Annotated in this window: 15 protein-coding genes and 1 tRNA gene; 9 read left to right on the top strand and 7 right to left on the bottom strand. The window is 63.0% G+C overall.

The window, feature by feature from the left end:
- Positions 1–107: 107 nt before the first annotated feature.
- Together PYR64_RS14060 and PYR64_RS14055 are read left to right on the top strand one after the other, a co-directional pair.
- A complete protein-coding gene (locus tag PYR64_RS14060; protein ID WP_018776782.1) occupies positions 108–374 on the top strand; it encodes a hypothetical protein in 267 nt (88 codons plus the stop codon).
- Between the two features lie 127 nt (positions 375–501).
- A tRNA-Tyr gene (locus tag PYR64_RS14055) sits at positions 502–583 on the top strand.
- Positions 584–806: 223 nt separating this feature from the next.
- Here the strand turns inward: PYR64_RS14055 and PYR64_RS14050 are convergent.
- Both PYR64_RS14050 and PYR64_RS14045 read right to left on the bottom strand, forming a co-directional pair.
- Entirely contained in the window at positions 807–1,565 is a 759-nt protein-coding gene (locus PYR64_RS14050; RefSeq protein WP_026267022.1) for a potassium channel family protein, read from the bottom strand.
- 49 nt (positions 1,566–1,614) lie between these two features.
- The gene (locus PYR64_RS14045; protein WP_026267021.1) at positions 1,615–1,833 is read right to left on the bottom strand and encodes a hypothetical protein; all 219 of its coding nucleotides are present in this window, start codon (positions 1,831–1,833) and stop codon (positions 1,615–1,617) included.
- Between the two features lie 209 nt (positions 1,834–2,042).
- Between PYR64_RS14045 and PYR64_RS14040 the strand changes: the two genes are divergently transcribed.
- Positions 2,043–2,588 (top strand): acyl-CoA thioesterase, encoded by a 546-nt coding sequence (locus PYR64_RS14040; protein ID WP_275779966.1) that lies wholly within the window; start codon positions 2,043–2,045, stop codon positions 2,586–2,588.
- Here PYR64_RS14040 and PYR64_RS14035 read toward each other — a convergent pair.
- The 3 genes from PYR64_RS14035 to PYR64_RS14025 are packed head-to-tail and all read right to left on the bottom strand — an operon-like array spanning position 2,585 to position 5,044.
- A complete protein-coding gene (locus PYR64_RS14035; RefSeq protein WP_055971544.1) occupies positions 2,585–3,385 on the bottom strand; it encodes an ABC transporter permease subunit in 801 nt (266 codons plus the stop codon). The two genes, PYR64_RS14040 and PYR64_RS14035, sit on opposite strands and share 4 nt — an antisense overlap.
- Positions 3,378–4,370, bottom strand: coding sequence for an ABC transporter ATP-binding protein (locus PYR64_RS14030; RefSeq protein ID WP_275775786.1), 993 nt, complete (start codon positions 4,368–4,370; stop codon positions 3,378–3,380). The genes PYR64_RS14035 and PYR64_RS14030 overlap by 8 nt, the downstream gene beginning before the upstream one ends.
- Complete coding sequence (locus tag PYR64_RS14025; RefSeq protein ID WP_275775784.1) at positions 4,367–5,044, bottom strand: TetR/AcrR family transcriptional regulator; 678 nt, start codon at positions 5,042–5,044, stop codon at positions 4,367–4,369. Before PYR64_RS14025 ends, PYR64_RS14030 begins: the two co-directional genes overlap by 4 nt.
- A gap of 141 nt (positions 5,045–5,185) precedes the next feature.
- Here PYR64_RS14025 and trxA point away from each other — a divergent pair, with 141 nt between their 5' ends.
- The gene (trxA, locus tag PYR64_RS14020; RefSeq protein ID WP_275775782.1) at positions 5,186–5,563 is read left to right on the top strand and encodes a thioredoxin; all 378 of its coding nucleotides are present in this window, start codon (positions 5,186–5,188) and stop codon (positions 5,561–5,563) included.
- A 96-nt stretch (positions 5,564–5,659) separates the two neighbouring features.
- On the opposite strand, the gene PYR64_RS14015 is transcribed toward trxA, so the two are convergent.
- The gene (locus PYR64_RS14015) at positions 5,660–5,938 is read right to left on the bottom strand and encodes an antibiotic biosynthesis monooxygenase (RefSeq protein ID WP_018776774.1); all 279 of its coding nucleotides are present in this window, start codon (positions 5,936–5,938) and stop codon (positions 5,660–5,662) included.
- A gap of 83 nt (positions 5,939–6,021) precedes the next feature.
- On the opposite strand from PYR64_RS14015, the gene PYR64_RS14010 reads away from it, so the two are divergent.
- Positions 6,022–7,698 (top strand): AMP-binding protein, encoded by a 1,677-nt coding sequence (locus PYR64_RS14010; RefSeq protein WP_110503800.1) that lies wholly within the window; start codon positions 6,022–6,024, stop codon positions 7,696–7,698.
- A gap of 132 nt (positions 7,699–7,830) precedes the next feature.
- Entirely contained in the window at positions 7,831–8,751 is a 921-nt protein-coding gene (locus PYR64_RS14005) for a hypothetical protein (protein WP_189075283.1), read from the top strand.
- Between the two features lie 67 nt (positions 8,752–8,818).
- Here PYR64_RS14005 and PYR64_RS14000 read toward each other — a convergent pair whose 3' ends face one another.
- On the bottom strand, positions 8,819–9,790 hold the full coding sequence (locus tag PYR64_RS14000) for a hypothetical protein (protein ID WP_055971556.1): 972 nt from the start codon (positions 9,788–9,790) through the stop codon (positions 8,819–8,821).
- A 143-nt stretch (positions 9,791–9,933) separates the two neighbouring features.
- On the opposite strand from PYR64_RS14000, the gene PYR64_RS13995 reads away from it, so the two are divergent.
- The 3 genes from PYR64_RS13995 to PYR64_RS13985 are packed head-to-tail and all read left to right on the top strand — an operon-like array spanning position 9,934 to position 12,974.
- Positions 9,934–10,326 carry a VOC family protein gene (locus PYR64_RS13995; protein ID WP_018776770.1) on the top strand — a complete coding sequence of 131 codons (393 nt, stop codon included), beginning with the start codon at positions 9,934–9,936 and terminating at the stop codon, positions 10,324–10,326.
- Positions 10,327–10,371: 45 nt separating this feature from the next.
- Positions 10,372–11,757 (top strand): cystathionine beta-synthase, encoded by a 1,386-nt coding sequence (locus tag PYR64_RS13990; protein ID WP_039242485.1) that lies wholly within the window; start codon positions 10,372–10,374, stop codon positions 11,755–11,757.
- A gap of 47 nt (positions 11,758–11,804) precedes the next feature.
- Positions 11,805–12,974 (top strand): cystathionine gamma-synthase, encoded by a 1,170-nt coding sequence (locus PYR64_RS13985; protein ID WP_018776768.1) that lies wholly within the window; start codon positions 11,805–11,807, stop codon positions 12,972–12,974.
- The last annotated feature ends 1 nt before the right edge of the window (position 12,975 follow it).

The raw sequence follows: 12,975 nt of genomic DNA, 5'->3' as shown, positions 1-12,975 counted from the left end.
GACGGTGGAGGGCTTTCACAGTTCGCTCACAGCACACGCAAGGTGGGAACCGAGGTAGCTGGCCGAGAGTTGTACCAGTTGAAAGAACGTATCGTCGGAGGATCAGCATGAGCAGCAAGGCCGTCCAGTCCATCAGCAAGTCCGCCTCGGCAGCAGCCGGTTCGATTGGCACGGCAGCCGTGGCAGCTGCAAGCGCCGTCGCTGCGGCGGCCGTGGCTGCGTCGATCGTACTGAGCCCGGTTCCCGATGCCACTGCCCGGATGGACGGCGTCCACGCAGATCTTCTGCGGGCCGTGCAGCTCAACCAGATCACTGCCGAACAGGCCGAGAGGTTCGAAGCCAAACTCGCGGGCAGGATCCTCGGACAGGCCTGAAACACGCGGAAAATCAGGGTGTCTGCGTCCGATTAGATTCTTCGCTGAAACTTCTGTAAGGTTGTCTCTGCCTTCGGTTACCGGATCGAAAGAAATGGTCTCCGGAAGTGATCTTCTTTTGAAGTTCGGCAGATTACCCGAGCGGCCAAAGGGGGCTGACTGTAAATCAGCTGGCAACGCCTACGGGGGTTCGAATCCCTCATCTGCCACCCAAGGAAAATCCCCGGAACCACTGGTTCCGGGGATTTTTTGTGCCCTGGTGGAATCTCGCGATTTGAGCTGCCCTTTCGTCCGGGCTGCGGCAATGGACGGAGGACACCCAAATTTACGTGTCATTGGTCCGGGGCGATGTCCGCCGTGAATGTGGGTGTCCCCAGCCGGCGCGAGGCGGGCCCGGGGTGGGGCGTCTGAGCCGGGGGCAGAAGTGGCCCTTCAGCGACTCTCCGAGATTTTCCGGAGCTCCGCAATCTCCAGCCGCAAGGCCGCGATTTCGCTCACCAGGTCCGCCATTTCAGCCCGGACTGGTTCTTCGGCCGCTGCTGCCTTTTCTCCCGCTGCGGCGGCGACCCCCTCGGCGTTCTCCTCGATCCGCTGGACAAGCCAGGAAGCGATGGAGGCCGTCACGATACCGAGAACAGCGATGCCGCTCATCATCAGGGCGGCGGCTACCACCCTGCCAATGGGCGTCACCGGGTACAGATCGCCGTAGCCCACTGTGGTGATGGTGGTGACGGCCCACCATGCTGCGTCGCCGAAGGTCAGGATCTTGGCGTCGGGTGCGTTCTGTTCAACATCCAACACCGCCAGGGCACCGATGAGGATGAGCATGGCGGCGGCCCCGGCGACGTAGGTTGCCACCCGGCCACGGAGGGTTTCGCCCACGGTGCGTTGCAGCACGGAGAGGAGGGTGACCAGGCGCAACAACCGCAAAGGCCGGAAGAAGGGGAGCACCACGATCAGGAGTTCGTGGAGGTTCCACACAAACCAGCGCATGCGGTCCTCGGCAAGCCAGAGGTTGATGAAATAGTCCAGCGCGAAAATTCCCCAGGTGATCCACAGAATCACCTCGAATGGGACTGCCGAGGGCCCGTCGACCCGGCCAATGACCTGCCACGCGTAGGCGGCGAGGAATATCAGTGCCGTGGCCATGAGCGGCCATTCGACGAGGTCCCGGTATCGCGCTTGAGTCATACGGGAATACTAGCCACAGGCCGGGCCGGCCGGGGGCTTGCGGAGTTGCTCAGGCGGTGGTTTCCAGCCAGTAGCCGTCCAGGTGGTGTATCAGTTGACGGCCCAGGCCGCCCTTGAGCTGGATCCAGAGGGTGCTGCGGTCGTCGGTCATTCCGTCCAGGGTTCCTTCGATGCGGTTCCCGCGCGCGTCCTGGAGCACCACTGTCTGGTGGCGCTGGAGTTCGGGCCAGACGTCGCCGCTGGGCCTGCTGGTTTGCAGCGTACTCAAAGGGATCTCCCTGATGTTTTCTTCCAATACGAGTTCCAGATATTGTGCACGTCTTTGATGAACCAGCGGTAAACGTTAGTGCAATCGTTGGACATAAAGTTGAACAAACAGCGAAGCCCGTGCTCGTTCCTTTGGCTGAATCCAGCAGAGCGTCCCACAATGCGGTCGGCATCTTTCGCTGGAAGTTACTCATGGGTAACATTGTTGCCATGCATCTGCTTCTACGCACCCTCGTGTTGCTGTTCACGTCCTCCAAGCGCACGCCGTTGAACGTTTGGGACGAATCGTCGCTGCCCCTGCGGGTGCTTCCCACGGACATCGACATCGCCATGCACGTCAACAACGGCATGTACTTTTCCCTGATGGACCTGGGCCGGTTCGACCTCATGGTGCGCAGTGGGATCTGGAACAAGATGCGCAAACGGGGTTGGAGCCCGGTGGCTGCCGGGGAGACCATTGCGTTCCGCAAATCCTTGCAGTTATGGCAGCGCTACACCATTGAAACCCGCATCATCGGGCTCGATACCAAAGCGATCTACTTCGAACAGCGCATGGTGGTGGGCGGTGAGATCTACGCCCGCGCCCACATCGCCACCCGCCTGGTGGCCAAGGGCAAGCCCGTGACACAGGAGGAGATCATGGCCGAGTTCGGTGCGCCACCGGCGGACCTTGAACTGCCCGAATGGATCCACGAGTGGCGCGAAAACAACGCGCTGCCCGGAGCGCGCCGTCCCGCACCGCACGTCTGGAACTAGACCCCAACGTCCCGCCGCTGCAAGGCCAAAGTTCCCAGCGCAATCAGTGCCGCCGATATGCACAGCAGCCCTGTCACTGCGCCCCAGTCAGCCCCGTTGGTCACGGGTGAATTGCCGTACGCCCAGTGATACGGCGAAAGGTTCAGCAGCCACTCCACATCGGGGCTTTGCCGCCCCACCGCATTAAATACGTAGCCGAGGACCGCAACAGCAGCACCGGCAGCGACTCCGTACACCTTCCGTCCCGTGAGGGCGCCGGCACACAGTGCGGCTGTACCACTCAGAAGGGCCAAGGCGGCGAACAGCAGCACGGCGCCGAAAAGATGCCCGACGTCGATCTCAAGTTTTGCGGGTCCGTTCAGTACCAGCACCAGCACGAAGACCAATGCGGTGAGCAGCGCAATGCGGACCAAAATGGCCAACGCCCGCTCCAGGACCACCTGCACGCGGGTGACGCTGTGGGCGAGGGTGAGTTCCAAAAGCCCGGACTCCTCGTCACCTCCCACCGCCGCCGCGCCCCAACCAATGGAGGCCATGGACATCAGCAGGAAGCCGATGAGTCCGAAAAGGGTGGCCTGGGTGTAGCCGGGTCCCGTGGCTATTTGGTCGTAGTTCAGGGCCTTGGTCATGCCTTGAGGGAGGGCATCAATCATTTGCTGCATCTGGGCGCTGCCTCCGATGGACGGATACAACGGCAGGTACAGCATGATCGCGCCCGTGAGTCCCAGCGCCCATGCCAAGGTGGAGCGCCACGAATCAGTCAGTGCTTTGGTGAAGAGCGGCAATGGCCTAGGCACGGTGGGCTCCTTCCGGTTGATGGCCGGCTCTCTGGGGATTTCCCGTACTGGAGGGCGCTTTGCCGCCCGTATAGAGGGTCAGGACGGCTTCTTCCAGGTCCGGCTCTTCCAGGACCAGGTCTGTCAGGTGCAGCCGTGCCAGTTCCTGGACCAAGGGCTGGATATGGCCGGACAAGGTGGCCGTGGCTTCCACGGTTCCGCTCGCATGGCCGTCTGCGGGCAGTTCCCGCACCGCGATATTGGCGACGCCCGGCACCCGGGCCAGCAGCGCGCCGACGTCGTGCGCTTCCGTTCCGATGCTGTTGAACCGCAGCTGCCTGACCGCCGCCGTCCTTAAAGCCTCCACAGTGGAAACGGTGACGATGTCGCCGTCGCGGAGGATGGCGACGGCGTCCGCGGCCTGCTGGACTTCGCTCAGGACATGCGAGCTGAGGAACACTGTGGCGCCGCCGTCCACGGCCTCGCGGACCATGGCATGGAAGACCTGCTGGACCAAGGGGTCAAGTCCGCTGGTGGGTTCGTCCAGGACCAGGAGCTCAGGCTTGTGCATGAACGCCTGCAGGAGGCCCAGCTTCTGCTTGTTTCCCTTGGATAGCTTGCGGGTCTGCCGGTCCAAGTCCAACTGAAGGCGGTCTGCGAGATCGTTGACGTGCCGTTCATCCACCGGGCCGCTGATGGCAGCAAAATGCTCCAGCATGCGGCGGCCCGTGGTGCGGTTCTCCAAATGCAGCTCCCCGGGCAGATAGCCGATCCGCCTTCGCAGTGCCGTGCCGCCCCGCCTCGGATCCTGTCCCAGCACGGAGATGGAACCGCCGCTGGGCCGGATGATGTCCAGCAGGCAGCGCATCGTGGTGGTCTTTCCGGCGCCGTTCGGCCCGATCACCCCGAAGACTGTCCCGGGTTCCACCGCGAAATCCAGCCCATGCAGAACCTCGCGTTGACCGAACTTCTTGCGTAACCCCTTGACGACGATTGCCTGGGTCACGGGGCATGCTCCCTTCCGTTGTTGGTGTTGTTTCCTTCCAGGGCTTCGCGGGCTGCGTGCAGGAACCGCGCGTCCGAATAGAAGCCATGCGTATAGATCTCAAGAAGAGGCAGGGTGAGCTGGCGCAGAAGGTCGGGGCCGATGCCGTTGGGTTCCGGGGCCGGAGTGCCCAGCGTCCGTGAGAGGTGCCGGCCCAGCATGAGGATCGAAAGGCTGTTGGAGGCGATGATCACCGCGATGGACCGGATGTCGTCGAATTTCCGGATGGTGCCTGCTTCGATGCCGGTGTGGATGATGTCCTGGCACTGGTTCACCACAGCGTCGAAGAAGGCGTCTCCGGCGTCGGATTCATCACCCAGGCTGCGCCGGATGTAGGCGATCTCTTCCGCGTACTGGTCAGGGTTGTTCAAGTAGTCCTGGATGAGCCTGCCGGTGGAACCGGGGTCTGCTTTTTCCCTGCCCTGAGTGGCTGTGAGGGCCAGGACGTGTTGGTCACAGGCCTCTCGGAGACCGGCTTTGCTGCCGAAATGATGGATGACCAACCCCGGGCTGACGCCGGCAATGGAAGCCACTGCCCGGACTGTGGCCCGGGAGAAGCCATCTCGGCCGAAGAGTCCGATCGCGGCGTCCCGGATGCGCGCCCTGGTGGTTAAATCGTCTGCGGTTGAACGCATGTTTCATACGCTAAACACTTGTTCAATGCGAATCAAGAGATTCCTGAAACGGCGGGTTGCCGCTTTATTCCCAGTGACGCGGGAAGCGAACAGGGGCCCGCCCGGCGGGACTTCACAGACCGGGACGCGTACCGTGGAACCATGGCTACAGTTGACATCACTGGTGAACAGTTCGCATCGACCATCGAAGACAACGACATTGTCCTGGTGGATTTCTGGGCTGCATGGTGCGGCCCCTGCCGGCAGTTCGCGCCCACGTACGGAGCGGCATCGGAAAAGCACTCCGACGTAGTCTTCGCCAAAGTGGACACGGAAGCCGAGCAGCAGCTCGCCGCCGAGGCCGGGATCACCTCCATCCCCACCTTGATGGCTTTCCGCGAAAAGGTGCTCGTCTTCTCGCAGCCCGGCGCCCTGAACGCCCAGCAGCTTGAGCAGGTCATTGATGCAGTGAAGGGCCTGAACATGGAAGAAGTCCACGCCCACGTTGCAAAGTCCCGTGCCGAGGCTCAGGAAAACTAGACTTCATCCGGCGAAATCGCCGTTAAAGCCCGAGGTCGCCGTAAATTAACGGCGACCTCGGGGCTTTAAGGCGTAACTGCAGCGTTTAGGCGTTCTCTAGAGACGTTCCAGCTTTACGGGTTCGGCAAGCAGCGCGCTGAGTGACTCGTTCAGGTCCTGGACAGCGATGCCCTTGGAGTGCTTGTCCAGCAGCTCCTCGGATTCCCAACGCTCGGTCAGGACAAGCTTTTCCTCGGTGGCTTCGGTCAGTTCGTAGCGGATGCAGCCAGGCTCGTTGACGACCTCATCGATCGCGATTTCCAAAGCGAGCTTCACGCGGAAGAACTCGCCCTCGTTGGGGATGAACGTGGCCTGCAGGTCAATGGGTGCACTCATGGCTCCAACCCTACCGGCAGGACACGGCGCCGCTGGAGGTGGTTACGGTTCTGTTGCGCGGCCGGGCTTGGTAGCGTTCCGTCATGTTGTCCTACACCGCCGGAGACACTGACGTCCCGCTGCTAGAAGAGACCATTGGCGCCAACTTTGAGCGCATCGCCGCCCAATTCCCTTTGCGGGACGCCCTCATCGAGGCCGCCGCCTCGCCCGGCGAAGACGCCCGCCGCTGGAGCTACCAGAAACTGAACGACGACGTCGACCGCCTCGCCCGCGCGCTGCTCGCCACCGGCGTGGCCAAGGGGGAGCGGATCGGCATCTGGAGTCCCAACTGCGCCGAATGGACCATCCTCCAGTACGCCACCGCCAAAATCGGGGCCGTGCTGGTGAACGTGAATCCCGCCTACCGGAGCCATGAACTGGAATTCGTGGTGAAGCAAAACGGGATGCGGATGCTGGTGACCGCCCCGTCGGACAGGAACAGCGACTACGTTGCCATGGCCAGGCAGGCAGCGGCTGCCTGCCCTGAACTCAAGGAGATTGTGTTCCTGCCGGGAGATCCTGCGGTGGGACTCCGCGCGGGCGTTCCGGAAGCCGGCCATGAACTCACGTACGGCGAGCTCCTGACCCGGGCGGACGGCGTCGGGCCTTCAGCGGTGCGCGACCGCATGGCCCAACTGGACCCGCACGATCCCATCAATCTGCAGTACACCTCGGGCACCACGGGATTCCCGAAAGGTGCAACGCTGACGCACCACAACATCCTCAACAACGGGAACTCGATCGGGCGGCTGCTGGGCTACACCGAGCATGACCGCGTGGTGATTCCGGTGCCGTTCTACCACTGCTTCGGGATGGTGATCGGCAACCTCAACGCGCTCAGTTTCGGGGCGGCCACCATCATTCCGGGCCGGGGCTTCAACCCTTCGGCCGCGCTGGAGGCTGTGCAGGATTTTGGCGGGACCTCGTTGTACGGTGTGCCCACCATGTTCATCGCGGAGCTCGCGCTGGAGGACTTCGGCTCCTACGATCTCTCAACCCTGCGAACCGGAGTGATGGCGGGGTCGCTGTGTCCCATCGAAGTGATGCGCCGCGTCATCGATGAGATGCACATGGTGGATGTGGCCATTTGCTATGGCATGACCGAGACCTCGCCCGTGTCCACCATGACCCGCGCCGGGGACACCCTGGAACAGCGGACCTCCACCGTGGGACGGACCATGCCGCACCTGGAGAGCAGGATCGTGGATCCGGGTTCCGGGGAAGTGGTGGAGCGGGGTGTGATCGGTGAACTCTGCACACGCGGCTATGCGGTGATGCAGGGGTACTGGGGCCAGCCCGACAAGACGGCCGAAGCCATCGACGGTGACGGCTGGATGCACACGGGGGACCTGGCCCGCATGGACGAGGACGGGTACCTGGTGATTGAGGGCCGCATCAAGGACATGGTGATCCGGGGCGGGGAGAACATCTACCCCCGCGAGATCGAGGAGTTCCTGTACCTGCACCCGTCCATCCAGGATGTGCAGGTGATTGGCGTGCCGGACCAGAAGTACGGCGAGGAACTCATGGCCTGCATCATCCTCAAACCCGGTGCGGAACCGCTGACGGCCGCGGACCTGGCCGACTACTGCCGGGGCAAGCTGGCCCACTACAAGATTCCGCGTTACATCGATGTCCGTGAGAGCTTCCCCATGACGGTGTCGGGCAAGGTCCGCAAGGTGGATATGCGCCAGGAAGCCGTATCGCGCCTCCACCTCTAAAGCCAACGCGGGGTCACTTATGGCCCATGTTTCCGCCATTTATGGGCCATAAGTGACCTCGCGTTGCAGTTGTCGGGAGGCAACCTGTGGATAACTCCATTCGATGGCCGCATTGCCGAGACACTGGATTGCATGGTTCGCATCAGTCCCTTGCCCGAGGTCCTCGGCGCCCGTCCTTTCACCGTCTATGAGTCACGCGCCTTGGGCGTGCCCAGGAAGCGCCTTAGGGCAAAGGACATCAAGGATGGCGGCCGGCTTATCTATCTGCCAAGGGAAACAGATCCGGATCTCTTCGAGCGCGCTCGGGTGCTTACGGCAGCTACCCCCGGTGCCTGGGTCTCGCATGAAACCGCGGCCGAACTGACCGGGTTGGGGCTTCCGCCGTGGATGGGGAACGGCGAAACAGTGCACTTGAGCAAGCCGCATGAACTACCCCGGGTTCGGCGGGCCGGTGTAACTGGTCACAGAGTTCGTGTTTTTCCGGGCGAGGTCATGGATCACCAAGGCATTCCGGTATCGGTCCGCCCCAGAACTTGGCTTGATTTGGCGAAGTCGTTGCCGCTTCCGTATGTGATCGCGATGGGCGACCAACTTATCCGTCGGCCAAGGCCGGCCCTGGAGATGCGTACTGAGCCGTACGCCCATAGTTCCGGATTGAGGTTGCTCATCCGGCAACATCCCAACCTCCAAGGGGTGGAGAAGGCGCGTTTGGCGTTGGATGAAATGCGGGTGGGCGCGGACTCGTTTCCTGAGACGTTCCTGCGCCTGGCTATGCGGGACGCCGGTCTTCCGGAACCGGAACTGCAATTGCCGCTGAATCTCGAGGACCCGTGGTCGCCGACGGCCGACCTCGGCTATCGACGCTTCCGGATCGCGATCCAGTACGACGGCAGACATCACCTTTCCAGGGAACAGCAGTCAAGGGACAACCGGCGTGATGAAGCGTTCCTCAGCGCGGGGTGGTCGTATTTCAAAGTGAACGCCGATGACTTGGCGGAGGGGTTCGCCGGAGTGATCTCACGCATCAGATCGGTGAAACTCCGCGCCCTGTAAGCCAACGCGGGGTCACTTATGGCCCATAAAAGGGGGAAATATGGGCCATAAGTGACCCCGCGTTGCTTTAGTGGTGGCGGTGATCCTGGACGGTCATCCGGGGCCCGAAAGTGGGCTTGCGGAAGCCGCTCAAATACAACATCCGCACCAGGCGTTGCCTCTGCCCGCGCCACGGTTCCAGCAATTCGATCATGCCGGCGTCGTCCGTCTTCTGCCCGGTCAGGGCGTAGCCCACATAGGACGCCAGATGGTAGTCGCCGACGGAGATTGAATCCGGGCAACCGTGGGTCCGCTGGACAACCTCGGCCGCGGTCCACACTCCGATCCCCGGAATCGTCTGCATCCGGGCGCCGGCCTGCACTGAATCCAGCGCCGCCAAACGTTCAAGCGCGACGGCGGATTGCAGCGCCCGCATGACCGTCGCCGAACGCTGCGGGCCAACTCCGGCTTTGTGCCACTCCCATGACGGAATGGCCAGCCACTGCCGGGCCGTGGGAGGAACGAGGAGACCGGCCGGCGCTTTGCCTGGAGCAGGCGTTCCATAGCGGTACATCAAGTACCGGTAGCCACGCCTTGCCTCCAAAGTGGTGACCTTTTGCTCCAAAATGGTGGGCACCAGGGAGTCAACCACCCGGCCAGTGGAGGGCAGGCGAACGGCCAGGTTCCGGCGTCGTGCTTCTGTGACCCGGCGCGGGAGGGTGGCGTGGAAAGCGGGTTCATCGAAAGCGGACCAGTCGTCATCGGCGCCCAGCAATCTTGGCACTCCGGCCACTGCGTCCGATGCGCCCGGACCCCATGCCTGGGCATCGACGAACGAATCGGAACCGGAACCACCGCCGGACAGTCGAAGCGTCACCGGGCCGGAGGCAGCCGTGAAGGCCATCCAGAATCCGCTGGAGTGTGCGGCGAAGGACGGATCCGCGTTGCCGCGCATGAGCGGAAACATGGTTTGGTCCAGACGGAAGGGGGCTCCAGGATGCCATCTGACGGCCGCATCTGCCGCGGCCGCCACAAGGGGCGGGGCGTCTGCGATGGTCATGTTTTCATGGTCGCACGCCGGGCTGACAATCCCATCAAAAGCCTCTTTCAGCGATGGCCGCCCGGGGCTAGACTCCGTGCTGTGGCGTGGGTGGGCCGCGCCGGAACCAGGGAACAGAACCCCAAAAACGAGGAGTGCCAGCCATGGCCGCCATAGTGCATTTTGAGATTCCCACAGAAGACACCGAACGGGCCAACAACTTCTACCGGACTACTTTCGGGTGGAACCTGAGCCCCATGCAAGGGATGGATTACACCATCGCGCTCACGGCTCCCTCCGATGAACAGACAGGCGCGCCGAAGGAACCGGGCGCCATCAACGGTGCGCTGTTCCCGAGGACTGATGCGCTGAAGACACCCGTCCTGACCATCGACGTCGACGACATTGACGCAGCTTTGGGGCAGGTCGAGTCCGCCGGAGGGTCGGTAGTCCAGGCCAAGAACCCGATACCCGGCATGGGGTGGTACGGCTACTTCAAGGACACCGAGGGCAACGTGATGGGTGTGTGGCAGACCGATCCGTCGGCAGGGAGTTAGCCGGCCGGTCCTGCCCCAAAGCGGGCAGGCGGTAACTTTGTATCTATGAAGTACGCCCAGTCCGTGTTGGACCTCATCGGCAATACGCCGCTCATCAAGCTCAACCACGTTACGGACGGGATCAGGGCCACGGTCCTGGTCAAGCTCGAATACATCAATCCCGGCGGATCCATCAAGGACCGGATCGCCGTGAAGATGATTGAAGAGGCCGAGAAAGACGGACGCCTCAAGCCGGGCGGAACCATCGTGGAGCCGACGTCGGGCAACACGGGCGTAGGGCTGGCCCTCGTCGCCCAGCAGAAGGGCTACAAGTGCGTTTTCGTGGTCCCGGACAAGGTGGGCGAGGACAAGCGTGCTGTCCTGAAGGCGTATGGCGCCGACGTGGTGGTGACCCCCACCGCCGTGGCTCCTGACAGCCCGCAAAGTTACTACGGTGTCTCTGACCGCCTGGTCAAAGAAATCCCGGGTGCCTTCAAGCCGGACCAGTTCTCCAATCCGGCCGCCCCCGGCAGCCACTTCGAGTCCACCGGCCCTGAAATCTGGAACGACACCGATGGCCGCGTCACGCACGTGGTGATCGGAGCCGGCACCGGCGGCACCATCACCGGCACCGGCCGGTACCTCAAGCAGGTTTCGGCTGACCGGCCGGAGTCCGACGGCGGCCCGGTCAAGATTATCGGCGCGGACCCGGAAGGTTCGGTCTACTCCGGCGGTACCGGCCGTCCTTACTTCGTCGAAGGCGTGGGCGAGGACATGTGGCCCGCCAATTACGATCGTGCCGTCCCGGATGACGTCATTGCTGTTTCGGATGCCGATTCCTTCGCCATGACCCGCCGCCTGGCAAGGGAAGAGGGCCTCCTGGTGGGCGGTTCCTCGGGCATGGCGGTGGTGGCTGCGCTGCAGGCTGCCAAGGACCTGGACGAGTCCGCCGTGGTGGTGGTCATCCTTCCTGACTCTGGCCGTGGCTACCTTGCCAAGATCTTCAACGACCAGTGGATGCGCTCCTACGGCTTCCTTTCCGGGGGCGAAGAAGCTTCCGTGGGCGAGGTGCTCAAATCCAAGACGGGAGAAATGCCGGACCTGGTCCATATCCACCCCAACGAGTCCGTCCGCGACGTCATCAACATCATGAACGAATTCGGCGTCTCGCACATCCCGGTCCTCTCGCAGGAGCCCCCGGTGGTGATGGGCGAAGTCCTGGGCGCGGTGGACGAGCGAAGCCTCACCAGCAAGCTGTTCCGGGGTGAAGCGAAGCTCACGGACAAGATCGCAGAGCACATGGGGGAGCGTCTCCCGGTGATCGGCTCATTGGAGACCATTTCTGCCGCGCGCGAGCTGCTGTCCGACGTCGATACCGTCATGGTGACTTTCGCCGGCGCTCCGGTGGGCATCCTGACCCGCCACGACCTTCTCGCCTACCTGAGCAACTGAAGCGCCCCGCTTCATCCATACCGTTGAACGAACAAAGAGGAGCTTCCATGTCTGCCAACACCAACGCCGGGTTCAACACGCGCGCTGTCCACGCCGGACAGGCCTTCGAACCCCGCACCGGCGCGGTTGTCCCGCCCCTGCACTTCAGCTCAACCTACGCCCAGGACGGGATTGGCAACCTGCGTTCGGGCTATGAGTACGGCCGCGGCGGCAACCCCACCCGCGATGCCCTCCAGGAACAACTGGCAGCCCTGGAAGGTGGCTCAGCCGCATTCTCCTTCGGTTCCGGACTCGCCGCGGAAGACTCCCTGATCCGTGCTGTGGCCCGTCCCGGTGACCACATCGTTCTTGGCAACGACGCCTACGGTGGCACCTACCGGCTCATCAACCGCGTGCTCGGCGACTGGGGCATCGGAAACACCCCGGTGGACATGTCAGACCTCGACGCCGTTGCTGCCGCGGTTGCCGCGAACAAGACCCGCATGGTGTGGGTTGAGACGCCCTCCAACCCGATGATGAAGATCACCGACATCGCGGCGCTCGCCGCCGTGGCGCACGACGCCGGGGCCCTCCTGGTGGTCGACAACACCTTTGCGTCTCCCTACCTGCAGACCCCGCTCGCCCTGGGCGCCGACGTCGTGGTCCACTCGACCACCAAGTACATTGGCGGGCACTCCGACGTCGTGGGCGGCGCCATTGTGGTCAAGGACGCCGAACTGGCCGAAAAGATCGGCTTCATCCAGTTTGCCGTGGGCGCCGTTTCCGGTCCCATGGACGCCTTCCTGACCACCCGTGGCTTGAAGACCCTGGGTGTCCGCATGGACCGCCACAGTGACAACGGCCAGGCCGTGGCCGAGTGGCTGCTGCAGCGTCCGGAGGTGGAAGCTGTGCTGTACCCGGGCCTGCCGGACCACCCCGGCCACGAGCTTGCCGCGAAGCAGATGAAGAAGTTCGGCGGCATGGTGTCCGTGCAGTTCAAGGGTGGAGAGGCTGCAGCGCGGACCGTTGCCGAGAACACGTCCGTGTTCACGCTTGCCGAATCGCTGGGCGGCATCGAGTCCCTCATGAACTACCCGTCGGAAATGACGCATGCTTCCGTGAAGGGTACGGAACTGGCTGTCCCCGTCAACCTCCTGCGCCTGTCCTGCGGCATCGAGGAAGCCGAGGACCTGATCGCGGATCTTGAACAAGCTTTCGCCAAGATCAGCAACGGCTGAC

This window comes from Paenarthrobacter sp. Y-19 (genome assembly GCF_029223985.1).
Classification (GTDB): Bacteria; Actinomycetota; Actinomycetes; order Actinomycetales; family Micrococcaceae; genus Arthrobacter; species Arthrobacter nicotinovorans.
This window is presented reverse-complemented; position numbering and strand designations above follow the sequence as displayed.